The organism is Chitinophaga sp. 22308 (assembly GCF_052045305.1).
In the GTDB taxonomy this organism is placed as follows: Bacteria; Bacteroidota; Bacteroidia; order Chitinophagales; family Chitinophagaceae; genus Chitinophaga; species Chitinophaga varians_A.
Window position 1 is genome coordinate 33,825 of sequence record NZ_JBQEOP010000002.1, and the last position, 25,516, is coordinate 59,340.

Genomic DNA, 25,516 nt, shown 5'->3' on the forward strand with positions numbered 1-25,516 from the left:
AAGTACATCATGATCATTGATAAAATCATCGGCAATACCGGCGCTATGTCACTGGAAGGACGTACCACAGACCCCTTGCTGCTGGAGTGGTATGAAACCACCAAACGCATTCAGCGCAAACATACGCAGGGGGGCATGGAGATAGCCATCCGCTTCCTGAAAGAGGGACAGCGCCTGCGCATCGGCGATGTCCTTTATATGGACGACAGCAGGGCGGTAGTGATAGATATCATTCCCAGCGATGCGATCGTGGTCACCCCACGGTCGCTGCTGGAAATGGGCAGCGTATGTTATGAGATCGGCAACAAACACCTGCCTGTCTTCATCCAGGACGACCAGGTGCTGTTGCCCTTTGAAGAGCCTATCTATCGCTGGCTGCTGGCCACCGGGTATCAAACGGAAAAAGCACATACCAAACTCACCAACCTGTTGAACGCAAACGTGCAACCACATTCGCATGGCAACAGCGGCGGCAGTTCTCTCTTCTCAAAAATTATGAGCCTTGCAGCAAAAGAACGATAACATCATGGCAGCCGGCTTCCTGGGCAGCCTGTTGCATCTCGCCGATCCTACGCTGCCCATCGGCGGCTACACCCATTCCAACGGACTGGAGACATACGTGCAGCTGGGACTGGTGAACAATGTGTCTTCCGCGGAAATGTTTGTGCAGCATATGCTTGGCAACAACCTGCAATACAACGATGCCGCATTTGTATGCCTGGCCTACCGTGCTGCTGCGGCCGGCGACCTCGCTGCGCTGCTGTCGCTGGACGAAGAAGCCGCCGCGCTGAAAATGCCCAGAGAGATACGGCAGGCCAGTCAGAAGCTGGGCGTAAGGCTGATGAAAATATTCAGCCGGCAGCAAAGCTATGTACTGGCGCAACAGTACGAAGCCGCAACCATCGCTAAAAAAGCGGAAGGGCATTACAGCATCGCTTATGGCCTGTATGCCTGCCTGATGGGCGTGCCGTTACCGGAAGCATTGTATGCTTTTTATTATAACGCCGCCGTAGGCATGGTCACCAATGCTGTGAAACTGGTGCCGCTGGGGCAGCTGGACGGGCAGGACGTTCTGTTCCGTATGCAGGCGGTGATCCGGTCGCTGGTGAATACCACGATGGAACTGGAGAGGGACCTCGTGGGCGTGTGCAACATTGGCTTCGATATCCGCTGTATGCAGCATGAACAGCTGTATTCCAGGCTTTATATGTCTTAATTAACAACAACGAAATAATTACTATGAGCGACAGAAAATATGTGAAAATAGGCGTGGCCGGCCCGGTAGGTTCCGGTAAAACCGCCCTGATAGAACGGTTGTCCCGTGCACTGATGAACACCTACGACATGGGTGTGATCACCAACGATATTTATACCAGGGAAGATGCTGAGTTCCTCACCAAAAACAGCCTGCTTCCCAAAGAACGTATTATCGGTGTGGAAACCGGCGGTTGCCCGCACACGGCCATCCGCGAAGATGCCAGCATGAACCTCGAAGCAGTGGATGAAATGGCGGCACGTTTCCCCGATATTGAACTGATACTGATCGAAAGCGGTGGCGATAACCTCTCTGCTACTTTCAGTCCCGACCTGGCAGACGTGACCATCTTTGTGATCGATGTAGCGGAAGGTGATAAGATCCCCCGCAAAGGCGGTCCCGGGATCACCCGCTCCGACCTGCTGGTGATCAATAAAATTGACCTGGCGCCTTATGTACATGCAGACCTCGGCGTAATGGAACGGGACGCCCGTAAAATGCGTGCAGGCAAACCATTTGTGTTTACCAACCTGATGTCTTTACAGGGGCTGGACACCGTGATTGGCTGGATTAAAAAATACGCCCTGCTGGAAGAAGCCGAAGAACCGGCATTGGTAAGGTAATGCGCAATTGAATTATAATGAACAAACTTAGATTAATAAGCGGATACAAAAACGGGCGTTCCTGGCTGAAGGACAGCTACTGCACCCGGCCATTCAAATTGGCCAATGTAGGCATCTACCGGCAGGACCCGGCTTTGTACCTGATGGTGATGAGCTCTTCGCCGGGCATACTGGACGGAGATCATTACGATATCGATATCCGCACGGAGCCGCACAGCAAACTGCAATTACAGTCGCAGTCCTATCAGCGGTTGTTCAATATGAAAACCGGTGCGCAGCAGCAACAACGTATCCATATGGAAGCACAGAGCATATTCAGCTACGTGCAGCATCCGGTGGTGCCGCATGAAAATGCTGTATTCAAATCACATACTGTAGCGCATATGGAAGACGACTGCCAGTTTACTTTCGGAGAGATCATTACCTGCGGCCGCAAACATTCCGGTGAAGTGTTCCGTTTTTCCAAACTGCACAACATCATTGAAATATACCACCGCGGGAAACTCATCCTGAAAGATAACCTGCTGCTGCAACCACAGCTGTTGCCCATGCAGGCCATCGGGCAGATGGAAGGGTACACTCATCAGGCCACATTGCTGCATATCAACACCGGCGCTGCTGATATGGAAACACCGCAGACCGCGTTGCGGCAGATGCTGGAGGAAGAGCAGGGCATAACAGGCGGCGTGTCGCTACCGGACGCCCGTTGCCTCGTGGTACGTATACTCGGCAACGGGGGCGAACAGTTGTACAACTGCCTGCGGAAAATGCAACAGTATTTCTGGCAACATGCCGGGGATAAAGTTGTCAACGAAACACTTAAAACAGCTATTGCATGAATATAGGATTAACAACGCTGGTGGTATCTGCCGTGACAATCAGTTGCCTGCATACTGCCACCGGCCCGGACCACTACCTGCCATTCATTGTGCTGTCCCGTTCCAAAAAATGGACTATGTCCAAAACGATATTCTGGACAGTGCTTTGCGGCTTCGGACATATTCTCAGCTCGGTGGTGATTGGATTGATTGGCGTATTGCTTGGCTGGCAACTGTCGAAGCTGACGTGGTTCCAGGACGTAAGAGGCAATATGTCCGGCTGGTGCCTGCTGGGCTTCGGCGTAGTATATCTGTTGTGGGGGCTGCGGCAGGCTTATCTCAACAAGCCCCACAAACATTTCGATGTATATGAAGGCGGCGATATCTATGTGTACGAACACCGGCATGGCGATATCGTTTACCCGCAAAACCGTGTGAAGGTAACACCCTGGATATTGTTCGCCATTTTTGTGATGGGGCCCAGTGAGCCGCTGGTGCCGCTACTGTTCTATTCCGGTTCTCACCGTTCCTCGCTGGAAGTAGTGGTGCTCATCAGTGTTTTTACCGTTACTACCGTACTTACCATGCTGGCCATGGTACTGATTGGCTGTTATGGTTATTCCTTTCTGAAAACAGATAAACTCGAAAGATATGTACACGCCATTGGCGGCGCCGTAGTCACCATGTGCGGCATCGGTATGGTGTTCCTCGGATGGTAAAAAATAAATTCTAACCAATCATCTTTATTATTCTCTAAACAAAAAAAGTGACACAACGGAAACCAATTGCGCTTCCCTGCCTCAGGGGGGTAGGGCAGATCATGCTTCAAAACAACGCGTGGACAGGTACGCTATTTCTTGCAGGAATTTTCTATGATTCAATGTTGATGGGCTTTGCGGCCGTTGTAGCAGTAGTTACCGGCACCCTGACAGCCAGACTGCTTCGTTATGATGAAGCGGACATTGAAGCCGGCTTGTACGGTTTTAGTGCCACACTGGTGGGAGTGGCGCTGACCTTTTACTTCAACCCGGTACCGCTGGTATGGGCAGCTATAGTGCTGGGCTCCGCGGCGGCCACGTGGTTACAGCATCAGTTCATTCGCCGTGGCTGGCCCGGATTTACCTTTCCGTTCATCCTGGTGACGTGGATATTGCTGTACCTGTTCCATCATGTATACCATCCGGGAGCGGCCGCCTCTGTGGCCGGTACTATGCCGGTCAGCGATGACTTCACCACGGCTACCAATGGTTTCGGCGAAGTGATTTTCCAGGGCAGCGTAATAGCGGGCATCATCTTCTTTGTTGCCGTGTTTATCAGTTCACCGACAGCTGGATTGTATGGCGTATGTGCGTCTCTGTTAGGCGCCTTTATTTCGCTGGAATTTGCGGAGCCGGCCACGGATATTCACATGGGATTGTTTAGCTTTAACGCTGTGCTGTGTGCCATTACCTTTGCCGGCAATAAGCCCCGCGATGGCATATGGGTGCTGTTTTCCGTTGTGCTTTCTGTATTGTTGGACGTGGGGATGCTGCAGCAGCATATGGCTGTGTTGACCTTCCCGTTTGTAGCCGCTTGTTGGATTACCCTGGGAATGCAGCATCTTCTTCAAAAGATGGGGATCAAAATCAAAGACTGACAGATGAAAAAAGTATTTCTCGCAATTGGGCTGCTGGCCGCATGGCAGCAGCTACTGGCACAGCAACCGGCAGACAGCGCCCATACGCAACTGAAACAGATTGTTGTCAGCGCACCGCGGATAGAAAAAGCGATGATGCACGTTGACCTGAAGAAGATTCCTGTAAACACTGCGCAGGACCTGCTTCGCAAAGTACCTGGACTGTTCATTTCACAACACGCCGGCGGCGGAAAGGCAGAACAGATCTTCCTGCGTGGTTTTGACTGTGACCATGGCACGGATGTTAATATCTCTGCCGACGGGATACCGGTCAATATTGTATCCCATGCACATGGACAGGGTTATTCCGATCTGCATTTCCTGATACCGGAAACCGTTGAAAGCATTGACTTTGGCAAGGGCGCCTATTATCCGGAAAAAGGTGATTTTAACACTGCCGGTTATGTGAACTTTGCCACCTATGACCACCTGGAAAACAGCCTGATTAAAGCAGAAGGCGGTTCCTTTAATACCATGCGGCTGGCAGGCGTGTTTAACCTGCTGGCAGATAAAAGCGCGGCTAAACGTAACGCCTATATTGCCACTGAGTATAACTATACCAATGGCCCGTTTGACGTACAACAGCAGTTCAGCCGTTTTAACCTGTTCGGCAAATACAACCAGTGGCTGAATGATAAAGACTATATTTCCTTCCAGGCATCCACTTTTACTTCCGGCTGGAACGCCTCCGGCCAGATCCCGGAAAGGGCCGTGGCAGAAGGGCTGATCAGCCGCTGGGGCTCTGTTGACCCAACGGAAGGCGGCAATACTTCCCGTACCAATGCCGCGTTGACTTACAAGCATCAGGCCAGTGCCGATGAATCGTGGCAGAGCTTTTTCTTTTACAGCCATTACCAGTTCAACCTGTATTCCAACTTTACTTTTTTCCTGAAAGACCCTGTGTATGGCGATGAGATACAGCAGAAAGACGACCGCAGCATCTATGGGTTTGAACAGCAGTACACGCATGACTATACTATCGGCAACAGCCGGCTCACATGGCAGTCCGGCGCCGGGTTGCGCCTGGATGATATCCGGGACCTGGAGCTGAACCATGTCTACCGTCGTGATACCTTGCTCAACAGGCTGTCCTGGGGCAGCGGCCGTGAAACTAACCTGCACGTCTACACGGGACTGACCTGGCACACCGGCCACTGGCGCATTAGTCCCGCAGTACGTGTAGACCACTTTATTTTCAACTACCAGGATAAACTGAAGCCCGCCAACGGCGACCCGGGTGTTACCGCCACCCGCGTAAGCCCTAAGCTGAATTTTTCCTACTCCACCGGCAGCATGGCACAATGGTACCTGAAAACCGGTATGGGATTCCATTCCAACGATATACGGGTAGTGATGCAGCAGAACGGGGAAGACATATTGCCGTTTTCAGCCGGCGCGGACTTAGGCGTGGTGCTGAAACCTGTGCCTAACCTGTTAATCCAGCCGGCGCTGTGGTATCTGTACCTGCAACAGGAGTTTGTATATGTAGGCGATGAAGCGGTGGTGGAGCCTTCCGGTAAAACGCGGCGTTTAGGCGTGGATGTGAGCGTCCGTTACCAGCCAGTAAAGTGGCTCTATCTCGATGCTGACGTGAACTATGCCAATGCCAGGGAGATAGGGCGACCTAAAGGAGAGAACTACATACCGCTGGCGCCGGTGCTGACCAGCACAGGTGGTATTGGCGTGAATCTGCCGATGGGCTTCTCCGCCAACCTGCGTTACCGTTATATGAAAGACCGGCCGGCAAATGAAGCCAACAGCCTCGTCGCCCGGGGATACTTCGTCAACGATCTGATGCTGGCGTATACACATCGCCAGTTCCAGTTTACCGTACAGGCGCAGAACCTGTTCAACGTGAACTGGAATGAAGCGCAGTTTGAAACCGAAACCCGCCTGCAACATGAATCTGAGTCTGTGACGGACATGTGTTTCACGCCGGGTACACCGTTTTACCTGAAAGCAGGTCTTGCTGTAAGATTTTAAATACTTCTCTTAATAAGGGACATGCTTTAACACAGCCTGAACAACATTCTGGCCCCGGGCTTCAGCCCGGGGTTTTCGTTTGTCCCAGAAAAAGAATAATCCCCGTTTTTTAGGCTATTTCATAAAAAATCACTTACTTCACGTTAAAATGACGCAAACAGGTATGGCGAAATTATTTCACGAATACAAAAATCCATCATTGGCGGTAGACCTTGTGATATTCGGTTATCATGACAATACACTTTCCGTGCTGCTGCTCAACAGGAAAGAGGAGCCGTTTAAAGACTGCTGGACCCTGCCTGGTGGTTTTTTGCAGATGGAAGAAACATTTCTGGATACCTGTTATCGTATTCTGAAGACGAAGACAGGCATGGACGATGTGTTCCTGGAGCAATTGTATTCGTTCGATAATCCCGGCAGGGACCCGCGTGGCCGCGTAATCGCAGTGGGATATTATGCGCTGATCAACCCGGCCCGGTTCAATATTATCGCGGGCAGTATGGCCAACGACGTCAAATGGTTTGATGTGCATAAAATGCCGAAGCTTGGATTTGACCACCACGATATTTTCCAGCTGGCGCTGCAACGGCTAAAATCGAAGATCCTGTATGATCCCGTGGGTTTTGAGTTGTTGGATGAATTGTTCACCATCACTGAGCTGCACGAGCTGTACGAATGTATTCTCGAAACCACCATCGACCGCCGCAATTTCCGCCGCAAAATCCTGGACGCCGAATACGTGATCAACACCGGCACCAAAAGAGAAGGGCTACAGAACCGTCACCCCGAGTTATATAAATTCAATAAAAAACTGAAAAAGAACAGTTTTCAGATCAATGTTAATGTCTCATGAAACTAAAGACCGTTTCCTGGAAAAAGTTGCAGGAAACCTTACCGTCCTCCGGTAAACAGCTTATCGCCCAACAGACTGCCGATACACTGGTCGTGTACCAGGCCTTCCGACCCGCTATCGCCAACTATGCCGTTGCCCATCAGGCTTTCGGCGGCAATGCCTACAGTTACGACCGCATGTCGTGGATCAAACCCAATTTCCTCTGGATGATGTACCGTTGCGGCTGGGCCGCCAAAGAAGGGCAGGAGCGGGTATTGGCTGTTCATCTCCCTAAAATATTTTTTGAAGAAATATTATCAAAGGCAGTCCCTTCTTCATACAAACCCTGGCTTTTCCCCGAAATGGACGCCTGGCAGTCCGCGTTAAAAACCAGTGATGTACGCCTGCAATGGGACCCCGACCATGACCCCAATGGCAACAAACTGGAGCGAAGGGCCATCCAGCTGGGACTGCGCGGCAGCATCCTGAAGGAGTTTGGACAGCGGCAGATTGTCGCCATTGAAGATATCACAGACTTTGTAAAGGAACAGCACCTTGTATTGCAGCGTAACCCTGATGCCCTCGAGGTGCCGGAAGAAAGCCTGTACGCGCTGGAAGATGCTGTTATCCGCAATACCATTGATTTACGTTAAACCAGTATGCCATGGAAAAACACACCTACATCCCGGAGATTTTTACGTTGAAGAATTTTCTTTCCGCAGAGGAATGCCGTGAACTGATAGGCCGCAGCGAGGCCATGGGCTACGAAGAAGCGACCGTGGACGTAGGCGGAGGGCAGCAACGGATGATCAAAGGTGTACGGAATAACGAAAGGGTGTTGTATAAAGATGCAGCTTATGCTACCTTTATATGGGAAAGATTACGTTCCTATGCGCCGCAAGGCACCGACAACCGTACCGCATGCGGCCTGAATGAGCTGTTCCGTTTCTATAAATACAGTCCGGGACAGCGTTTCAAGATGCATAAGGACGGCAGTTTCGTGCGGAACCGTTTCGAAGCCAGCCAGTACACCTTCCTGATTTACCTCAATGAAGGTTATACCGGTGGCAGCACTATTTTCAAAACAGGAGAGGAGGTGCTGCCGGAAACAGGGATGGCGCTTGTTTTTTATCATCCGTTGCTACATGAAGGCACGCTGCTGACAGCAGGTACCAAGTATGTGCTTCGGTCGGACATTATGTATAAATAGAAGGAATCATGCCTGCCACATATGTTATTGGCGATATTCACGGCGCCCTGAAAGCACTGAAACAGCTGCTGGAAAGGATAGGGCCGGAAAAGGACGACCGGTTTATTTTTCTGGGGGATTATGTAGATGGCTGGTCTGAGTCTGCTGAACTGATACAGTTCCTGATGGAGCTGTCTGCGCAGTATACCTGCATATTCATCAAAGGCAACCACGACGCCTGGTGCGAGATGTGGCTGGCAGGCGAACAGCCGGTGGCCAGTTGGCTGCAACATGGCGGTAGGGCCACTGTGGCCAGTTATAATAAGCTGTCGGAAAAGGATAAGCTGCATCATCTGGCTTTCTTTAACCGGATGCTGAATTTTTACGAAGAGAATGACCGGCTGTTTATTCATGCAGGCTATGCTTCCATGCATGGCCCGGCGTATGAACGTTTCGAAGGCATGTGCTACTGGGACCGCACACTGTGGGAACTGGCTTTATCCATGGATAAGAAGCTGAAAAAAGATGCCGTTAATTATCCCAAACGGTTACTGCTATACGATGAAATATATATCGGTCATACCCCTACGCTGAATTATGATGAGGAAATGCCCATGCACCGGGTGAACGTATACAACGTGGATACCGGCGCAGCCTTTACCGGCAGACTTTCAGCGATGAACATCGATACGAAGGAAGTATGGCAAAGCGATCCGGCTTACTTGTTATATCCTACCGAAAAAGGCCGGAACCCGTGATGGTCCCGGCCCCACTTAAACCCTAACTGAACCACTAGTATTCCGAAATAGGATAGCTGTTGCAATGCCCGTCGCCATAGTTGGTGCGGCTGAATTTACTTTCCGGCGTCTTGTTGAGCGTCATGCCGGAAACCGGCAGGTACCCGGATTCACCATAACAGGACCATTTCAGCACCAGCGGGTTTGTGGCATTCACATCTGCCGACAATATCCCTAGGTCCCGGATGGACAAATGATAATAGGCATCCTGAACTTCCTGTACATTATCCATATCATCGTCCGGGGTTTGCTCACCTGCTTTCCAGATGATGTCGCGATAGGCGTCGAAATTGATGAACCAGTCGCCCTCTTTTTTCAAAATACCGTTGGTAATGACCAGGTTGCGTACTTTCCGGGCGTTGCTGTAACCGAAATTGTAGTTGCCCTCAACCTTTACGTTGTTCACCATATAATTCATAAGCCGGATCATCAGTGCGCCGTTCGTTTCGTTGTAGTCCAGTACCAGCTGCCCCTGCCGGATATACTTGTCTGTACAGGTTTTTGAGGGATTGAAGGAGAGCGTGATTGTACGATGGCCTTCGGGCGTAATACCGGTAGTAACATCGGCACAGGCGAGGCATTGGCTGCCATTCGGATATCCGTTGAGATTACTCAACACCTTTAACCCAATATAATCCAGCTCATTGATGGCTGCCTCCACTTTCACCAGCGCTTTGCCATAGGCGTCCAGTTTGCTGGTTTTATCATTGCCTTCCGGAATAGTCGGATGGGGCGTTTCTCTCTTTTTACAGGAGAACAGCAGGCATAGCATTAACAGATAAAAAATTGTCCTTTGCATATTGGGGTGGTGTTATGACAGCAAAGGTAGAAAAGGAGGGCGGCAGGGTATCGGTAGTACTATCGGAAGAAAAAAATCAGGGAAAACACGTAGAAATGATTTGGGGATTTTCTGATTCAGTTCACTGAATCAAAAAATCCCCAAACAAGATAGTTTTTAATTACTGTACAACTTCCTGCATGCCTTGCATGCCACCGGCCATGTTCTTGCGTTTGAACAGCGTCATGTCCACTTTACCGAAGCGGTAAGCGAAGTTGAGGCGGATCATCTGCGGGTCACGAAGACGGTTGTAGTATTGTGTAAAGTAGATGCTTTCAGAATACTGGTCCATTTTACGGCTTCTGAAGATATCACTGAAGCTCAGTGTCACGGAAGCGGCATTGTTTTTCAGGAAGCTCTTCTTGATGGCGGCATCCACGGCATAGAAAGAGGCAATGTAACCCTGTGAAGCGTTCTGTGACTGTTGCATGGAAGGACCGTCCTGTCTGCCTTTGTTGTCGTTAACAGGCAGGTTGGATTTGGACTGGTACAGGCCTGTCAGCTGTATTTCAAAATTGAGCGGCAGTTTGAAGGTATTGTTCAGTTTGCCGAACCAGGCCCACCGTGCGTCTTGTGAAGGTTGTCCGGTATTGTCGGTATTGATTTTTGAATTATAGATGTTCACGTTGGCTGACAATGACCACCATTTGTTGATGGTGTTCATAGAGGTCAGTTCAGCACCCATGGCGTAGCTGGAATTGGCGTTGATGTAAGTGTTCACCAGCAGTTCAGCGCCGTTGGCCGGGTCGGTTTCCTTGGTGAGGAAGCGGGTGATCAGGCCGTTGGTATGTTTGTAGTACACGGTACCCATGAAGGTGTTGTTACCTTTGAATGTTTTGAGGTAAGACATTTCCACGGAGTTGGTGAACTCAGGTATCAGACCGGGATTACCTTTGGTGATGTTCAGTTTATCGGTAGAATCGGTAAACGGAATCAGCTGGAAGAAATTCGGTCTGTTGATCCGGCGGGTATAGCTTATCTGCAGTTCCTGGTCATGTTTCAGCTTCTGGCTGAGGAAGATGGAGGGGAACAGGCTTACCGGATAATTGTTTTTGAACGTTTGTTTTACGTTGATCAGTTCACCGTTGTAGTCAGAGCTTTCTGCCCGCAGTCCCGCTTTATAGCTGAAGTTTTTGATGGTGTGGGAAACGCTGACATAAGCTGCATATACGTTGTCGGTGTTTTTGAAATTGTTGGACGCGCCCGGGATCAGTTTATAGTCGTTGGACGGATGATCGAACATGTAGTTGTTGAAGTTCGTCTCAGTGCGGCGGCTGGACATACGCAGGCCTGTTTCCAGTTTCAGCGTTTTGGTGAAAGGTCTTACGTAGTCTGTCTGTACCGTGATGAAAGAGATTTTACCGTTACCGAGTATACGTTGCATATCGGTGCGGTTGATAGCGCTGCCTTCGCCGTTGGCGTAGTAGTCAGTGACATAGTCAGCGTTGTTTTTGCTTTTACCGCCGAAGTAGTTCGCGTCTACGGTCAGCTCTTCGCCTTCGCGTGGGAACAGGTGTTTCATGCCCAGTACCAGCCCGTTAGCGTCGAATGCCATTTTAGAGTGGGAGTTACGTTCGCTGAACATATTCGTGATATCTTTTCCTCTGATAGTATCGGTGTTGATGGCGATGCTTTCTTCCGGTTTGAACTCACCATGTACTTTGATACCAGAGATGGAGAAGGTTGTGCGATTGGTGGCGAACCAGTCCACGCCCACTTTTCCGAATGCAAAGCCACCGTTTTGGCGGTTGGTGTTGTTTTGAAGAATGTGGGTGTTGGGATCGTCGCCAAAGTTGAGACGGTCCGTGTTGCCGGTGGTGCGGCTTTTCATCTGGTTGCCCATAGCGCTGGCAGAGAAGTTGATTTTACCCTGGCGAGCGTTGAAGTCGGCGCCTGCATTGAGTGCGCCGCGTTTGTCCACACCGGCTCGGAGGTTACCGTTGTAGCCGGTTTTACGGTTTTTCTTCAGCACAATATTGAGGATACCTGCGTTACCGCCGGATGCATCGTATTTGGCAGAAGGGTTGGTGATCACTTCCACGCTTTCGATCGCGTCTGCAGGGATCTGTTCCAGCGTGAGGGTGGTGGGGCGTCCATCGATGAACAGCTGCGGAGAGCTATTACGCAGGGTAACATTACCGTCTATGTCTACGTTGACCGAAGGCACGTTTTTCATCACGTCGAGGGCGGTACCGCCGGTGCTCGTGATATTTTTCTCCACGTTGAACACCTTTTTGTCGCCGTCCAGCTGCATGATCGGTTTAGTACCGGTTACGGTCACACCTTGCAGCTGTGTGGTACTGGAGGCCAGTTTGATGTTGCCGAGGTCTTTATCGATCGGAGGGAATACGACAGGCTGGGTATAGGTTTTGTAACCTGTACCGGAAACCTGCATTTTGAGTGGTCCTCTGAGCGGCAGTTCGTCGAGGGTGAACTCACCATTGGCCTGGGAGAGCACGCCTTTTACGAGCACGTCTTTCATCTTTTTGGTAGCAGAGTCCATACGGCCCTGCAGAATGATAACGGAGGCGTAGCCAACAGGCTTTCCTTCGGCATCAATTAGCTTACCATATATATGTCCGATATTGCCCGGACCACCTTTACCTGCCATGCCACCTGGAGGCATTTTTCCGCCCGGGGCCTGGGCGTGTGCTTGGGTCAGGAAAAGCACGAACATGAAAAACAAGTAGATTTTTCGCATTTTATTTAGAATTCTGAGTGTACAAAAGTAGGCTTGCCAAATCGATTTTTCCGGCAAATGAGATGAGTGGTCGAAATTTTGATACAAAACCCGGTTTATCAGGGTTGATTTTTTCCGGCGATGGCATAAAGGGCATCCCGGTACGTATCGCCAACGGGCAGCTCGGTGTCCTGTAAAAACACGCTGTTTTTCCGGATGGCCGTGATAGCGGCCACAGAAATAATGTACGATTTGTGGATACGGATGAACCGGGCCGGCGGCAGCTGCTCTTCCAGGCTCTTGATGCTCATGCGGGTGATCACCGGTTTGTTGGAGCTTTTCAGGTGGATTTTTACATAATCCTTCAACCCTTCGATCCAGACAATGTCAGAGAAGACAATTTTAAACAGGCTGTAATCCACATTGACAAAGAAAAAATCGCTTTGGTCGCGGGCGGCTTTGCCGGCGCTTCTGAGCTGATGCAGTTCGTTGGCCTTGTTGCAGGCTTTGACAAAACGTTCCAGCGACACCGGTTTTACCAGGTAGTCGGTCACGTCGAGGTTGAACCCTTCCAGGGCATATTTCTCATAAGCAGTGATCAGTATTACGAGCGGTTTGCTGGCCATGGATTGCAGGAATTGCAGGCCGGTAAGGCCAGGCATCTGGATATCGAGGAAGATCAGGTCGACCTGTTGCGTCCGCAACACTTCCATGGCTTCAAAAGCGTTGTTACATTTAGCTACCAGTTGCAGATACGGCACCATACTGATGTTGTCTTCCAGCAAGTCGAGCGCCAGCGGTTCGTCGTCAATGGCTATACATCTCATGGTGTATTGTTGATTTTGGCATTTAATGCAGGTCCAGCTGCAATGTTACGTAAAACCAGTCATCTTTGGAATTGATCTGCAATACGTAATTGTTTCCGTAGAGCAGGTTGAGCCTGCGCTTTACGTTGGCCAGCCCTATCCCGCTGGTTTTATCTTTTACCTCTTCGGAAGCGTTGTTGTATTTATTCCGGACCGCAAAAAACAGCTTGTCGGCCGTGGTAAACAGGTTGATATCTATCTGTGCATGCATAATGAAGCCGGTACCATGTTTGAAGGCATTTTCCACAAAAGGTATCAGCAACATCGGTTCTATTTCATAGTGACTGTTGGGTACGTTCATTTCCACATTGATCTCCACATTTTTGCCAAAACGCTGCCGTTGCAGGTCGATGTAACTTTGCAGATACTCTACTTCTCGCTGGAGAGGCATTTTCTCTTCATCCGCTTCGTAGAGCATATAGCGCATCAGGGAGGATAATTTGATGAGGGAAGGCTCCAGCAGGTCGGATTTTTTACGTGCCAGCGACACCATGTTATTCAGCACATTGAACATGAAGTGGGGACTTACCTGCGAGCGCAGCAAAGACAGCTCTGTTTTGAGGTTTTCGTTTTCCCGGGCGCTGACTTTCCGCTCCATCAGTATCCGTTCGCGCACCATCTGAAACGCTGTGCTGGCGGACAAGATAAACAGGAAGGCGAAAACGGTGAAAAGGGTCAGGGGCTTGAGGTCAACCACGGCTTTTCCCAGGAAGAACCGTTCGAAGAAAAACCGCATGGCACAGAAAAACATAAAAACCAGGAGCAGCACACTGGTATATTCCATGGTCCGCTTTTGCTGTACCAGCTTGGGAATCAGGTAAAAGGCATTGGTATAAAAAAAGATGATCTGCGTAATATAAAATACCAGCAGGAAATAAAACCAGGAAGCCCGTTCTGCCATTTCCGCAGGAGATACAGGCTTCTCGTAGGTGGGGCGTAGCAGAAACGGGAGCGAGTACAGCAACGTCCACACCAGTGCATGCGTTGCAACAATCGCCCATTTGCGGTTATACCATTCTTTTGCCATGCCGCAATTTAGGGATTAATAGCGACGCCACAGGACAACTTGCGACCAACCTCGTGATTTCCACGATGAAGACAGGCTTCTGTCACCGTTTTGGCGAAAACCCGCTGGCGCCGGTCACTATGTTGGCTTTCAGCTCACTTAAGATAGAATATAGCCCGAAATAAGTGCGGTTAATATAAAGACTGTGCCGGGAGCCCCGGGCCACTTTGGACTCCCTGACTTCCTTCATGTTATAAAGTTCGTCCATATACGCATAGATCTCATTGAAGTAGGCTTCGTCGCCGAAATCAAAATGATCTACGGTAAAGGGAAGGGTGAGCAGGTCGATCATGTGCTGGAAAAGGCCTGAGAAGAACTCCACTTCTTTGGGCGTATCGCTGGGATGGATCATTTCCAGGTTGGTATATATTTCGTGGCGGCGTTTTTCGTCTTTCAGTACTTCCTTGTCTGTCAGCAGGAAATAATTGTAATAGAAATCTTCCGGAATTTCTTTCACGCAACCGAAGTCGAAAATGCCTACGGTGCCATCGGGACGCATCAGGAAGTTGCCCGGGTGGGGATCGGCGTGTACCTGTTTGAGGTGGTGCACCTGGAACTGATAGAAATCCCACAGTGCCTGTCCTATTTTATTACGGGCGTCCTGGGACGGATTTCCTTGCAGGAATTCTTTCAGGTGCTGTCCATCGAGCCAGTCCATGGTGATGATCCTGTCGGAGGACAGTTCCGGATAGTACCGGGGAAACAGCAGATGAGGAATATGGGCACATTCGCGGGAAAGTGCCATAGAGCGGGTCAGTTCCAGTTTATAGTCCGTTTCTTCCAGCAGTTTGCTTTCAATTTCCTGGAAATACTTGTCCATGTCCACCTCGTTCATACCTACAATGCGGAGGGCAAAGGGTTTTACGATGCGGAGGTCTGATTTTACGCTGTTGGCCACGCCGGGATATTGTATTTTGACGGCCAATGCTTTACCATCTTTCCAGGCTTTATGTACCTGGCCGATGGAGGCGGCGTTGGAGGCATGCATTTCAAATTTATCGTATAACTGTGCCGGCGACTTCCCGAGGGTTTTTACGAACGTGTTGACAACCAACGGACCGGAAAGCGGAGGGGCACTGTATTGCGACATGGCGAATTTCTCGGTATAGGCTTTGGGCAGCATGCCTTTGTCCATACTGAGCATTTGCGCCACTTTCAGGGCGCTGCCTTTCAGGCTGCTGAGTGTTTCGTAGATATCGGCGGCATTATCCTGGTGGAGCGTCTCTTTGGTAAGAGACGGGTCCACCAGTTTACGGGTATAATGTTTAATATAATTGGTGCCTACTTTCAGTCCGGTGGTGACGAATTTTCCCGCCCTTTCCACTTTGGAGGTGGGAATATTGGATTGTTCTTTCATGATGCCTATTTCCGCGTAAAGATGAATTTGCCAAAGTCGAGCAGTGAGTCCAGTGTATTGGATTTTATCAGCTGGAAGCTGAGGTTTACTGCTTTTTCGATGGCAGCATCTGTCATTTCAAAATTGGCGCTGGTGTCGTTGAGCCAGTATTTCAGCACGAAAAGGGCCTGTACCCAGAAGCCATGTACATATTGGTCGGAGATGTATTTTCTTTCTTTGATTTCGTTGGAAGTATAGCCTTCCCTGATCAGCTCCCTTACATACGCGTAGAATGCGCGTTTGAAGGTTTCCAGTTTATTGCGGTAAAGGTCCGGTAGCCTGAATTGTTCCTTTTGTTGGAGGAAGTAGCTGCGGTCGTCCTTCAGTTTCTGTACCCAGAGGAAATAAAAGGCCAGCAGTTTTTCCTGTGCGGAATATTGCTGGTAGGTTTCATCGTCACGCAGTTGCGTGAGGGTATCTTCAAATACAGCCAGCCAGATATCTTTTTCGATGGCTTCCAGCGAAGCATAGTGCTCGTAAAAAGCGCTCTCACTGATGTCGAGCTGTTTGCATAGGCTATATACAGAAACAGGTGCTTTACCGTTTTCCAGCCAGTAGATTTTGTAAGCGTTACGGATGAGTTGTTTGTCCATGTGCAAGGATTTACTATTGTTGTAATACCCCGCCCGGGGCGGCCCGGAGGTTAATCAAGTACGGGGAAAACCACTGTATACAAATTTACGCTTTAAGCGATTATCAACTTTAATTTTAACACCACCTTTGCATTTTAGCATTAGTTATTTTTTATTTGATCATTGAAAAGAATGTGTCAGGTCATTAAATAGTCAAATAAAAAATAACTAAATGCCAAAATGATATATCTTTGCGGCGTTATTCGTTTTTCTCATCTGTTAAAACGAACTACCCATGACAGAACATCTCCACATATCGCCCCTTGCAATTGTCGCCTAAAAGGCGGCCCTACCGGGTTATTTCCTGCATTTTTTAACACTGTTTTGAATGGTGATGGTATGCTATATTGGCCATACCTGAAGGATTTCTTTGTTGCCTTGCACAGGTTTGCAGCCTGCTGCGATGTTATTGCAGTGAAATAATCGGACAATCAAATATTTATTACCCCTTAATTACATACGTTTTGTCTGGTTTAAAAACAAAAGAACTGAGTAAAATCGGTTATACGGACGACCGGGCCAGGAGCCTGGTGATCAATATTATGGCGCGGCATTTCAAACATCATGATAAAGCCGCGATTATACAGCTGTTGACGGATATTAAAGAGCGTCCGGCTGAATTTTTACAGGATGAGGTGCTGGGAAAGATAGCGGCGATATTCGCCGATGTGCCGGAGGAGCGCCATTTTCAGTCGTTTGACCTGCTGGAAACCACGGGGCAACTGAAAGTGTACGGTGGCAAAGAGATAGAACAGGCTGCCCGTCAACAGATGGAATTGGCCATGTCACTGCCGGTAACGGTACAGGGCGCACTGATGCCTGACGCGCATATGGGCTACGGTCTTCCGGTGGGTGGCGTGCTGGCCACAGAAAATGCGGTGGTCCCCTACGCGGTAGGTGTGGACATTGGCTGCCGTATGGCACTTACCCTCTTCGATGAAGGGGAAAGTTTCCTGAAACGTTACAGTTACCAGCTGAAAATGGCCATGAAAGAATATACCCATTTCGGTATGGAAGGCGGACTGGAATTCCGCCAGGAGCATGCGGTGCTTGACAGGCCGGAATTCCGTGATACGCCATTGCTCAAAAGCCTGCATGGCAAAGCGGTGCGGCAGCTGGGATCATCCGGCAGCGGCAACCACTTCGTGGAATTCGGGCTGCTGACGCTGGAAGAAGACAATTCCCTGGCGTTACCACCAAAGCAGTACCTCGCCTTGTTATCGCATTCCGGCAGCCGTGGTCTGGGCGCCGCTATCGCCCAGCACTATACGAAAATAGCGATGGACACCTGCAAGCTGCCGCGTTCGGCACAACAGCTGGCCTGGCTGGACATGAACAGCGAAGCAGGGCAGGAGTACTGGTTGAGCATGAACCTGGCCGGTGACTACGCCCGTGCCTGTCACCAGCAGATACATCGCCACCTGGCAAAGGCCACAGGACTGAAAAGCCTGGCGACCATCGAAAACCACCACAATTTTGCGTGGGAGGAAACGCTGATGGATACACGGAAAGTGATCATTCACCGAAAAGGTGCTACCCCGGCACATGCGGGCGAACTGGGCATTATCCCCGGCAGCATGACGGCGCCTGCCTACCTGGTCCGTGGCAAAGGCGTGGAACAGGCGCTTTACTCCGCTGCGCACGGGGCCGGCAGAGCAATGAGCCGCTCTAAGGCCAGGGAGAAAATGACGGTATCGGCATTGAACAAAATGCTGGCCAGCGCAGGTGTAACCCTGATTGGTGGCAGTGTGGAGGAGAACCCGCAGGCCTATAAAGACATCGACCAGGTGATGAACGCACAGCACGAGCTGGTGAGCGTGGAAGGGCGTTTTATGCCCGTCATCGTACGGATGAATAAAGAGTAGCCGCTCACGTTATATTCACAGCAAAGAATCGGGTCAGGACAGGATGTCCTGACCCGTTCTTTTTCCCGGGGTACTGGTAAATGTGAAAAAGAATATTTACTTTAATGAACTCATTGTCTACCTATGACCCAACGACTACAGTCCCTCGATATGATGAGGGGAGTCATCATGCTTCTACTGGCAGCGGAAAGCACACATCTGTACTGGTCACTTGACAGCCTGCAATCCGACGGTTTATGGCATACGTTCATGCAACAGTTTTTCCACCATCCGTGGAATGGCCTACGGGCATGGGACCTGGTGCAGCCGGCATTTATGACGATAGCCGGCACAGCCATGTATCTGTCGTGGAATGCCAAAGCACAAAAGGGTATCAGCTGGCAACAAAATTTTAAACATATTGCCTGGCGTTGCGGGAAATTATTTATATTCGGTACTGCATTACATTGCGTATATGCGGGCAGGTTAGTCTGGGAATTGTGGAATGTGCTCACCCAGTTGTCCGTAACCACGATCGTTGCATATCTGATTATTCGCCGTTCTGTAGTATATCAGCTGGTGGTCAGCCTGTTGCTGCTCCTTGCCACTGATCTCATGTATCGTTTTGTCATTTTACCTGGGTTCGAAGATGCTTTTACACAAGGGCACAATTTCGGTGCCTACCTGGATACGGTCCTGATGGGAAAAATTAACCCGGACGGATGGGTCGCAATTAATTGTATCCCTACGGCTGCACACACTATTTGGGGCGTACTGGCGGGGAGACTGTTGACCGGCACTAAGCTACCGTTGCGGAAGACAGGTGTATTGGTGATAGCCGGTATGACAGGACTGGCAGCCGGTTTTGGGCTAGACGCGGCAGGTATAACACCGATCATTAAACGGATCAGCACAGCTTCTTTTGTGCTGGCATCCGGCGGATGGGTGATGCTGATCATGGCATTGTTCTACTGGCTGGCCGATGTGCGGGGATACGTACGTTACGCCTGGATAGCCACTGTAGCAGGTATGAACGCCATTTTCCTCTACCTGTTTTTTGAAACGGTAGGCGCACAATGGGTGAACCCCACCACAGGCATTTTTGTCAAAGGGTTTACTTATCTGTTGGGCATACGGGAGGAAGTCAGGGAGGTCTTGTCTGCCCTGACCGTTCTGGTGCTGGAATGGGGACTGTGTTACTGGTTATACAGACGGAAGATATTTTTCAAATTATAAAGATCATCAACAATATAAGAAGATCGTAAACGAATAGCTATCTGAGAAACCCCTATGAATCAGCCCTGGTATCAGCTACCGGGGCTTCTTTTTTGGCTTCGGGGAGGCCTCTTACCATTAATACGATCAGCAGTCCGCATAACGCCATGATGCCAAAAGAAACCCGCAGGTGCGTGGCCTGTGCTACAAAGCCTACCAGTGGCGGTACTATGAGAAAACCCAGATAACCGATGGTGGAAATGGAAGCCAGCGTTTGTCCGCTGTTGGCATCACGGGATTTGCCGGCCAGGCTAAATACCAGCGGCACGATACACGAAACACCGAAGCCGGTGCAAATAAAGCCTATGGCCGTAATCACCGGATGAGGCAGCGCAATGGTCAGCACAAGGCCGCTTAAGATCAGCCATCCGCTGTAGTACAGCATGTTTTTGATGCCCATCCGGGCAACGAGCCGGTCGCCGGCAAAACGGCCAAGGGTCATGGCGCCCATATACACCATGAAACACGCAGTGGCCGCAGTGGCGGTGCCCCCGGCCACCTTATGGAAATAGATACTGCTCCAGTCGTACATGGTGTTTTCAGTGGCCATGCAGGCGAAACAGATAAAGGAAAAACGAAGCAGCGATTTGCCGGGCAACGAAAACGCTGGTTTTTTTACCAGGCTGGGCACGGGCTGGTCTGGGTATGCACGTACCCCGTAGTACAGTGTAAATACCAGCAGCAGCAGGCTGACGCTTAGCATATGCCACGATGGCGCCACCTGCATAGACACCATCAGGTAACCGATACCGGCGCCGGCGGAACCGGCAATGCTCCAGATACCATGGAAGGTGGTCATAATGGACTTGGGATACATATGTTGTACCTGCACCGCCTGCGAGTTTGCAGAGAGGTTAAGCAGGTTACGGGAAGAACCAAAGCAGAACAGGGTCAGTGCCAGTTGCCACAAACTGGTGGTGAAGCCCGGAAGGCTTAGCACCACGTTAAAAACCATGGCGCCGATAACCATGATTTTACGGCTGCTGAAACTGCCCAGCAGCTTGCCGGTAACCGGCATCGTCAGCATCAGCCCGATAGGCAATGCCAATAACACCAGTCCCAGCTGGGCTTCATTGAGGTGCAGCTGTTGTTGTATGGAAGGTATCCTGGAAGCCCAGGTGGAATAACCCAGTCCGGAGATAAAAAAGAAAACGGAAACGGCCGTCCGGTATTGTCGTGCGTTGGCTTCGGTAGCTTGCGGTATCTCTATGAACATCAGTGATGGTACATACCTCTTTGAAGAGCCATGAGGAATGCAAAATTAGATAAATCCGGAGATTTAATGAACCACAGAGGATTTTTCCCCCGGGATTCCTGAATTCAACGCATTCCCGCTGATTCGAGTGGATTTTTCAATTTCGCCAGCGCACGCACGGGGAATGTCCCCACGCCTTTAAATTTAGGCGGTACGGCGCTGAAGGTAAAGCTGTCGTCCGGCAGCAGTTCCAGATGGCAGAGATGTTCCACGATGAGTATTTCCGCGCCCAGCAGGGTGGTATGTACCGGTCTGCTGCGTCCCTGGGTGTTGTCGATGTTATGGGAGTCGATGCCGACCAGTTTTACGTTACAGTCGCGCAGGTATTCGGCTGCGTCGGCGGTGAGGTACGGATGGTTTTCGTAGTAGGCGGGCGTGTTCCAGTGGTTGGCCCAGCCGGTGTGTACCAGTACGGCGCGGTTGCGTATTTCGTGGTTGCGCAGCCTGTCGGCGGTAACGGCGAGGCCCTGCTCATAGGGCGTGCGGATGACGATGGCGTCCAGGTCTACGAAACGTTCCAGCGGCATTTCTGACATGTCTTTTCCGTCGGCATAACGATGGAAGGGGCAGTCGATGTAGGTGCCGGTATTGGTGACCATTTCTATTTTGCCGATCTGGAAGGTGGTGTCGCCATCGTACAGGGCGGCGGAATTTTCGCGGCTGAGGAAATCACAGATTACCGGGGCTGGCAGGCCTTTGTAGGTCACCAGGCCGTTTTCAATGGTATGGCTCAGGTCCACCAGGTAAGTTGGGTTATTGGTATTGACTGGTTTTCGTTTATGCGGCTCAGTGAGAATTTCCTTGTTGAGGATGCGGGTTTCGCCTACCATGAGCAGGCGCATGTCGGCTACGATATAGTCGGCCAGTTCTTTGTCGGAGATGTCGTCGCCGGCGATGTCGAGCCGGAAATCTTTTCCTGTGATACCGCCACCGTTGGTGAAGCGGATGTCAAAATCAAATTTTACTCTTTTGTTCATCGGTTGATAATTTTCCCGTTTTGAGACGTTTATAAATGTACGATATTAGCGCTATGCTTAGAGAATTTCAGGTACTCACTGCTGAAGAGGCATTGAACCAGCATCAGATACAGATAAAAGTCCTTGAAAGTGAAGAGGCTTTTATGGATATGATAGGGACAGACGGTTATTTCTATGTGCATAAAGGAGATCTGCATCTGCAGGGCGACCTGATCATCGATATGGACCGGGCGGACAAGATGCCGGATGGCCGGCCGCCGCTGGGATTTGCCGTTATCGGCAACCTGACGGTGGATGGCGGTGTCCTCAATGAGACAGGCGATTATGGCCCGGTGTTTTACGTGGCGGGCAACCTCACCTGCCGCAACCTCATGGTGGGCGGAGCTCCCACCCGCGTGGAAGGCGATGTCCGCGTGGAAGAGGTGATTATGCTGCATTACAACCACGGCTGGATGAAATGTGACGGTACTTTTTTCGCTCCCATTATGATCGTGGACGATTATTACCTGATGCCTTTCCGTAAAGAGATCAGCCGTTTTTATTATAATGACCGCGACGCCGAAAGCCCTGAAGCCAATGAATGCGGCGAGTCTGAAGACGGTAACCCGGTAATTTCGGAAAACCTGCGGGCGTTGCTTAACAATCCGCTGACGACTGATTTTGAAGAAATACGCCGTGACCTCGCTGCCGGGGAAAGTGTGATAGCGCCGGTGGAGAGGACGCTTGAATACTGGCGCAACAAGGTACGCCGCAACTACAGTGATCTGAAGCGGGTACCTATGGAGTTGCGCACTTCGAACCTGTGCGACGAAGCGATGGCTTACAGTGTGGCAGCGCTGAAATATTTCCCGCCGGGGTCCATTACGCCGGAACTGGCCACTGCTGCGGCGCAGCGAGATGGCAAAGCGCTGCGTTACCTGCCGCCGGAGATGATCACCCGGGAGCTGTGCTACCTCGCCGCCAAACACGGCGCCATTCTGAAGTATGATATCCCCGAGCGGTTCTATGAACATGCGTTGTTGTGTAATGTTATCAAAGTGTCCGACTGGCAAATGGAACATGTGCCCGTCGCTTTTATGACGGAAGATATGCTGGTGCTGTATGTGAAAGCCGGCCGCGGCGCGTGGCTGGACAGGTACTGTCAGCAGTCCGGCGTGTCCAAACAGAAAGTGCTGGAGCGGGTGATGGCGGATGATATCAAATACCTTGAGAATATTTTCAATTGGCATCTGTCGGCCACCACTTATGCGTATGCGCGGCAACGTTATGACAAACCGGAATACGCGGAGGCCTGGGCAGCCATCAATGAACGTTTTGCCCGGAAAATAGCGCGGGTGAACGGGAGCCCGTCTACTCCATCGTCATGACCAGCTTGCGGCCGTAAGTCTGGTTGTTTTCCATCATGATATGTGCCTGCCGGACAGTATCTGCGCTGAGGCGGCCCACTACCTGCACGGCTGGTGGCGTGATGACGTTGTTATTGAGCAAGGTGGCCAGTTCGCGAAGGTTTTGGCCATACCAGGACAATTGATTGGCCGCTGCGTAGGCATAGTTGGAGATGTTGATAACATGTGCGCCTTTGTCGAACAGCAGTTCCCGGGTGCGGGATGTTCCCAGGAAAGTGATGTCTGCATACCCTTTGTTAAGCCCTATTACTTCCGCCGCTGTTTCGGAGATGCTTCCACCCACGATATCGATGCCCCAATCAAAATATCCTTGTCCGCCTGCGTCCAGCAGTCTCTGTGCTAAGTTGGGCTGCCGGTAGTCCAGTATGTGCGTGGCGGGCAGTCCCAGTATTTCCAGCGCTGCCTTGCTTTGTTCGTTGCCTGCTGCGGTAAACAGCTGATGGCTGCCATATGCTTTCAGTAATTTGATCAGGAAGCTGCCTACTGCGCCGGCGCCGCCGGTGAGAAAGATGTGTTCTTCCGGACGGGCGTGTATCCGTTGAAAGGTTTGCCAGGCGGTAAGTCCGGCAGACGGTATAGCCGTTGCCGTAGTAAACGGCAAGGCTGCCGGCAGTGGCGCTACCATCTGGTAATTGAGCGCGATGTGGGTGGCATAGGTGCCGTTGGAGCCTTTGCTGCCGGCCGCAGCGATCACTTTATCGCCAGGCCGGAAGCCTTTTGTCTGCGCGCCTGCGGTCACCACTATGCCGGCCAGTTCCCGGCCTAGCACCGGAGAATGCATATGCTGGCTTTCGCGGCGGCCCTGCCGCATCTGATAGTCAATAGGATTAAAAGCAGCGGCTTTGATTTCAATCAATAATTCATTTTCCCGGTAAACGGGCATGGGTAGTTCCGCTTCGCGGAACTGACCGGTGTCTCCAAATCCATTTAATACAATTGCCTGCATGTGCGTAATTTTGGGTAAAGCTAACGGGCTGTGTCACGGTGACCAATAACCGTGATAATTGAGAGTTACTCACAAAAAAATGAGTGGTATTATGATCAAGGAAACATCCTCTAATGCGTCTAACCGGAAATTCCTGCGCAGCGTATGCCGTATCACGGGGGCGCTGGAGATCCTCTCCGGACGCTGGAAGGCGCTGGTGCTGATTCATATTTCGGAGGGGAAGAACCGTTTCAGTTTATTGAAACAGGTATTGCCGCCGGTGTCGGACCAGGTGCTGGGGCGGCAGTTGCGGGAACTGGAATCGGAAGGGCTGATAACTAAGGCCATTATCGCAGAAGTGCCGGTACGCGTGGATTACAGCCTCACCGACAAAGGCGCGGCGGTATTGCCTATCCTGGACGAGCTGGCCGAGTGGTATGATAAACGGGGTGACTAGGATGTTGCTGTCAGCAGCTGTTGTAATTTTTTCTCCTGTAAAATAGTGATGGATTTTCCCTCGGCTTCAATTAACCGTTGCTGGATAAATTCCTGTAGCATCCGGTAGATGGTTTCGTAGGTAGTGCCGGCCAGCGAGGCGAGGTCTTGCCGGTTGATCGTAAATTGTTTGTGCCCATATACCCGGCTTATTTCCAGCAGTGCGTCTGCCAGTCTGCTTTTCACGTCCATGTGCACGAGGTTGCGCATTTTCTTTTCCGCTTCCTGTAATTCCGCGGCATAAAACTGCATGAGCCGGTAGGTGAGGGTGGGATTTACCTTGAGGGAGGCTTCAAAAAACTCGTTGTCCACATAACAGAAGGTGCCATCTTCCAGGGCCGTGGCAGATACCGGGTAGAGGCGCTGTTCGCTGCCAAATCCGCGGTGACCGAGGATGTCGCCTTTTTTTGCCAGCCGGATGATAAGTTCTTTTTCCGGTCCCCATTGTTTATGCACTTTCACTTTCCCGTCATATAAAAAATAGATGCCGGTGGCCGGATCGCCTTCGCGGAACAGTATTTCGCCTTTTTTAAACGGCTGATGCTGCCGGTGGGAGGCAACTGCCGCCAACCATTCCGGGATGGCATGCTGGCATAAAAAACATGTCTTCAGATCGCAGGCCCTGTTTTTCTTCATGGTTGCAATAGTAATACTTTTTCGATGTTTTTATAGAAGAAATGCTATTTAAT

At 50.7% G+C, this 25,516-nt stretch carries 25 protein-coding genes; 15 read left to right on the forward strand and 10 right to left on the reverse strand.

All coding sequences use genetic code 11. From position 1 onward, the window contains the following. The first annotated feature begins 9 nt into the window (after positions 1 to 9). From ureE to ACTJJS_RS06940, 11 genes are all read left to right on the forward strand, one after another. The gene (ureE, locus tag ACTJJS_RS06890; RefSeq protein WP_440662996.1) at positions 10 to 522 is read left to right on the forward strand and encodes an urease accessory protein UreE; all 513 of its coding nucleotides are present in this window, start codon (positions 10 to 12) and stop codon (positions 520 to 522) included. Continuing rightward, positions 503 to 1,216, forward strand: a complete 714-nt coding sequence (locus ACTJJS_RS06895; protein WP_440662997.1) for an urease accessory protein UreF — start codon at positions 503 to 505, stop codon at positions 1,214 to 1,216. Before ureE ends, ACTJJS_RS06895 begins: the two co-directional genes overlap by 20 nt. A gap of 23 nt (positions 1,217 to 1,239) precedes the next feature. Then, positions 1,240 to 1,878 carry an urease accessory protein UreG gene (gene ureG, locus ACTJJS_RS06900; protein ID WP_343743785.1) on the forward strand — a complete coding sequence of 213 codons (639 nt, stop codon included), beginning with the start codon at positions 1,240 to 1,242 and terminating at the stop codon, positions 1,876 to 1,878. 17 nt (positions 1,879 to 1,895) lie between these two features. After that, complete coding sequence (locus tag ACTJJS_RS06905) at positions 1,896 to 2,717, forward strand: urease accessory protein UreD (RefSeq protein WP_440662998.1); 822 nt, start codon at positions 1,896 to 1,898, stop codon at positions 2,715 to 2,717. Beyond that, positions 2,714 to 3,415 (forward strand): hypothetical protein, encoded by a 702-nt coding sequence (locus ACTJJS_RS06910; RefSeq protein WP_168872202.1) that lies wholly within the window; start codon positions 2,714 to 2,716, stop codon positions 3,413 to 3,415. The genes ACTJJS_RS06905 and ACTJJS_RS06910 overlap by 4 nt, the downstream gene beginning before the upstream one ends. Before the next feature lie 47 nt (positions 3,416 to 3,462). Further along, positions 3,463 to 4,332: an urea transporter gene (locus ACTJJS_RS06915; RefSeq protein WP_440662999.1), complete on the forward strand. Its 870-nt coding sequence runs from the start codon at positions 3,463 to 3,465 to the stop codon at positions 4,330 to 4,332. 3 nt (positions 4,333 to 4,335) lie between these two features. After that, on the forward strand, positions 4,336 to 6,354 hold the full coding sequence (locus ACTJJS_RS06920) for a TonB-dependent receptor (RefSeq protein ID WP_440663000.1): 2,019 nt from the start codon (positions 4,336 to 4,338) through the stop codon (positions 6,352 to 6,354). A 163-nt stretch (positions 6,355 to 6,517) separates the two neighbouring features. Continuing rightward, a complete protein-coding gene (locus tag ACTJJS_RS06925) occupies positions 6,518 to 7,207 on the forward strand; it encodes an NUDIX hydrolase (protein WP_168872204.1) in 690 nt (229 codons plus the stop codon). Beyond that, positions 7,204 to 7,839 (forward strand): DUF4291 domain-containing protein, encoded by a 636-nt coding sequence (locus ACTJJS_RS06930; RefSeq protein ID WP_440663001.1) that lies wholly within the window; start codon positions 7,204 to 7,206, stop codon positions 7,837 to 7,839. The genes ACTJJS_RS06925 and ACTJJS_RS06930 overlap by 4 nt, the downstream gene beginning before the upstream one ends. A gap of 11 nt (positions 7,840 to 7,850) precedes the next feature. Further along, on the forward strand, positions 7,851 to 8,396 hold the full coding sequence (locus ACTJJS_RS06935; RefSeq protein WP_440663003.1) for a 2OG-Fe(II) oxygenase: 546 nt from the start codon (positions 7,851 to 7,853) through the stop codon (positions 8,394 to 8,396). Positions 8,397 to 8,404: 8 nt separating this feature from the next. Next, on the forward strand, positions 8,405 to 9,133 hold the full coding sequence (locus tag ACTJJS_RS06940) for a metallophosphoesterase family protein (RefSeq protein WP_343743791.1): 729 nt from the start codon (positions 8,405 to 8,407) through the stop codon (positions 9,131 to 9,133). Positions 9,134 to 9,167: 34 nt separating this feature from the next. On the opposite strand, the gene ACTJJS_RS06945 is transcribed toward ACTJJS_RS06940, so the two are convergent. From ACTJJS_RS06945 to ACTJJS_RS06970, 6 genes are all read right to left on the reverse strand, one after another. After that, on the reverse strand, positions 9,168 to 9,971 hold the full coding sequence (locus ACTJJS_RS06945) for a hypothetical protein (protein WP_440663004.1): 804 nt from the start codon (positions 9,969 to 9,971) through the stop codon (positions 9,168 to 9,170). A 160-nt stretch (positions 9,972 to 10,131) separates the two neighbouring features. Continuing rightward, complete coding sequence (locus ACTJJS_RS06950; protein WP_440663005.1) at positions 10,132 to 12,711, reverse strand: outer membrane beta-barrel protein; 2,580 nt, start codon at positions 12,709 to 12,711, stop codon at positions 10,132 to 10,134. A gap of 98 nt (positions 12,712 to 12,809) precedes the next feature. Then, complete coding sequence (locus ACTJJS_RS06955) at positions 12,810 to 13,517, reverse strand: LytR/AlgR family response regulator transcription factor (protein WP_440663006.1); 708 nt, start codon at positions 13,515 to 13,517, stop codon at positions 12,810 to 12,812. Positions 13,518 to 13,539: 22 nt separating this feature from the next. Further along, entirely contained in the window at positions 13,540 to 14,583 is a 1,044-nt protein-coding gene (locus ACTJJS_RS06960; RefSeq protein ID WP_168872210.1) for a sensor histidine kinase, read from the reverse strand. Between the two features lie 82 nt (positions 14,584 to 14,665). After that, positions 14,666 to 15,979: an ABC1 kinase family protein gene (locus ACTJJS_RS06965; protein ID WP_343743794.1), complete on the reverse strand. Its 1,314-nt coding sequence runs from the start codon at positions 15,977 to 15,979 to the stop codon at positions 14,666 to 14,668. A gap of 5 nt (positions 15,980 to 15,984) precedes the next feature. Beyond that, the gene (locus ACTJJS_RS06970) at positions 15,985 to 16,611 is read right to left on the reverse strand and encodes a TetR family transcriptional regulator C-terminal domain-containing protein (protein WP_168872212.1); all 627 of its coding nucleotides are present in this window, start codon (positions 16,609 to 16,611) and stop codon (positions 15,985 to 15,987) included. A 503-nt stretch (positions 16,612 to 17,114) separates the two neighbouring features. Between ACTJJS_RS06970 and ACTJJS_RS06975 the strand changes: the two genes are divergently transcribed. Further along, positions 17,115 to 18,515: an RtcB family protein gene (locus tag ACTJJS_RS06975; protein ID WP_440663007.1), complete on the forward strand. Its 1,401-nt coding sequence runs from the start codon at positions 17,115 to 17,117 to the stop codon at positions 18,513 to 18,515. Between the two features lie 123 nt (positions 18,516 to 18,638). Continuing rightward, on the forward strand, positions 18,639 to 19,730 hold the full coding sequence (locus ACTJJS_RS06980; protein WP_440663008.1) for an acyltransferase family protein: 1,092 nt from the start codon (positions 18,639 to 18,641) through the stop codon (positions 19,728 to 19,730). 52 nt (positions 19,731 to 19,782) lie between these two features. Here the strand turns inward: ACTJJS_RS06980 and ACTJJS_RS06985 are convergent, their stop codons facing one another. Next, complete coding sequence (locus ACTJJS_RS06985) at positions 19,783 to 20,985, reverse strand: MFS transporter (protein WP_440663009.1); 1,203 nt, start codon at positions 20,983 to 20,985, stop codon at positions 19,783 to 19,785. Positions 20,986 to 21,089: 104 nt separating this feature from the next. Then, positions 21,090 to 22,001 (reverse strand): cyclase family protein, encoded by a 912-nt coding sequence (locus ACTJJS_RS06990; protein WP_440663010.1) that lies wholly within the window; start codon positions 21,999 to 22,001, stop codon positions 21,090 to 21,092. A 53-nt stretch (positions 22,002 to 22,054) separates the two neighbouring features. On the opposite strand from ACTJJS_RS06990, the gene ACTJJS_RS06995 reads away from it, so the two are divergent. Beyond that, positions 22,055 to 23,368, forward strand: a complete 1,314-nt coding sequence (locus tag ACTJJS_RS06995) for a polymer-forming cytoskeletal protein (RefSeq protein ID WP_440663011.1) — start codon at positions 22,055 to 22,057, stop codon at positions 23,366 to 23,368. Here the strand turns inward: ACTJJS_RS06995 and ACTJJS_RS07000 are convergent. Next, positions 23,352 to 24,353 carry a quinone oxidoreductase family protein gene (locus tag ACTJJS_RS07000; RefSeq protein WP_440663012.1) on the reverse strand — a complete coding sequence of 334 codons (1,002 nt, stop codon included), beginning with the start codon at positions 24,351 to 24,353 and terminating at the stop codon, positions 23,352 to 23,354. The two genes, ACTJJS_RS06995 and ACTJJS_RS07000, sit on opposite strands and share 17 nt — an antisense overlap. Positions 24,354 to 24,444: 91 nt before the next feature. On the opposite strand from ACTJJS_RS07000, the gene ACTJJS_RS07005 reads away from it, so the two are divergent. Further along, positions 24,445 to 24,789: a winged helix-turn-helix transcriptional regulator gene (locus ACTJJS_RS07005; RefSeq protein WP_440663013.1), complete on the forward strand. Its 345-nt coding sequence runs from the start codon at positions 24,445 to 24,447 to the stop codon at positions 24,787 to 24,789. On the opposite strand, the gene ACTJJS_RS07010 is transcribed toward ACTJJS_RS07005, so the two are convergent. Further along, positions 24,786 to 25,463 (reverse strand): Crp/Fnr family transcriptional regulator, encoded by a 678-nt coding sequence (locus ACTJJS_RS07010; RefSeq protein WP_440663014.1) that lies wholly within the window; start codon positions 25,461 to 25,463, stop codon positions 24,786 to 24,788. The genes ACTJJS_RS07005 and ACTJJS_RS07010 overlap by 4 nt on opposite strands. Positions 25,464 to 25,516: the final 53 nt, after the last annotated feature.

Bases quoted from the DNA above. Each gene is read 5' to 3' on its own strand.
- ureE (WP_440662996.1), top strand. From the start codon at position 10: ATGATCATTGATAAAATCATCGGCAATACCGGCGCTATGTCACTGGAA.
- ureG (WP_343743785.1), top strand. From the start codon at position 1,240: ATGAGCGACAGAAAATATGTGAAAATAGGCGTGGCCGGCCCGGTAGGT.
- ACTJJS_RS06905 (WP_440662998.1), top strand. From the start codon at position 1,896: ATGAACAAACTTAGATTAATAAGCGGATACAAAAACGGGCGTTCCTGG.
- ACTJJS_RS06910 (WP_168872202.1), top strand. From the start codon at position 2,714: ATGAATATAGGATTAACAACGCTGGTGGTATCTGCCGTGACAATCAGT.
- ACTJJS_RS06920 (WP_440663000.1), top strand. From the start codon at position 4,336: ATGAAAAAAGTATTTCTCGCAATTGGGCTGCTGGCCGCATGGCAGCAG.
- ACTJJS_RS06925 (WP_168872204.1), top strand. From the start codon at position 6,518: ATGGCGAAATTATTTCACGAATACAAAAATCCATCATTGGCGGTAGAC.
- ACTJJS_RS06930 (WP_440663001.1), top strand. From the start codon at position 7,204: ATGAAACTAAAGACCGTTTCCTGGAAAAAGTTGCAGGAAACCTTACCG.
- ACTJJS_RS06935 (WP_440663003.1), top strand. From the start codon at position 7,851: ATGGAAAAACACACCTACATCCCGGAGATTTTTACGTTGAAGAATTTT.
- ACTJJS_RS06940 (WP_343743791.1), top strand. From the start codon at position 8,405: ATGCCTGCCACATATGTTATTGGCGATATTCACGGCGCCCTGAAAGCA.
- ACTJJS_RS06945 (WP_440663004.1), bottom strand. From the start codon at position 9,971: ATGCAAAGGACAATTTTTTATCTGTTAATGCTATGCCTGCTGTTCTCC.
- ACTJJS_RS06950 (WP_440663005.1), bottom strand. From the start codon at position 12,711: ATGCGAAAAATCTACTTGTTTTTCATGTTCGTGCTTTTCCTGACCCAA.
- ACTJJS_RS06955 (WP_440663006.1), bottom strand. From the start codon at position 13,517: ATGAGATGTATAGCCATTGACGACGAACCGCTGGCGCTCGACTTGCTG.
- ACTJJS_RS06960 (WP_168872210.1), bottom strand. From the start codon at position 14,583: ATGGCAAAAGAATGGTATAACCGCAAATGGGCGATTGTTGCAACGCAT.
- ACTJJS_RS06965 (WP_343743794.1), bottom strand. From the start codon at position 15,979: ATGAAAGAACAATCCAATATTCCCACCTCCAAAGTGGAAAGGGCGGGA.
- ACTJJS_RS06970 (WP_168872212.1), bottom strand. From the start codon at position 16,611: ATGGACAAACAACTCATCCGTAACGCTTACAAAATCTACTGGCTGGAA.
- ACTJJS_RS06980 (WP_440663008.1), top strand. From the start codon at position 18,639: ATGACCCAACGACTACAGTCCCTCGATATGATGAGGGGAGTCATCATG.
- ACTJJS_RS06985 (WP_440663009.1), bottom strand. From the start codon at position 20,985: ATGTTCATAGAGATACCGCAAGCTACCGAAGCCAACGCACGACAATAC.
- ACTJJS_RS06990 (WP_440663010.1), bottom strand. From the start codon at position 22,001: ATGAACAAAAGAGTAAAATTTGATTTTGACATCCGCTTCACCAACGGT.
- ACTJJS_RS06995 (WP_440663011.1), top strand. From the start codon at position 22,055: ATGCTTAGAGAATTTCAGGTACTCACTGCTGAAGAGGCATTGAACCAG.
- ACTJJS_RS07000 (WP_440663012.1), bottom strand. From the start codon at position 24,353: ATGCAGGCAATTGTATTAAATGGATTTGGAGACACCGGTCAGTTCCGC.
- ACTJJS_RS07005 (WP_440663013.1), top strand. From the start codon at position 24,445: ATGATCAAGGAAACATCCTCTAATGCGTCTAACCGGAAATTCCTGCGC.
- ACTJJS_RS07010 (WP_440663014.1), bottom strand. From the start codon at position 25,463: ATGAAGAAAAACAGGGCCTGCGATCTGAAGACATGTTTTTTATGCCAG.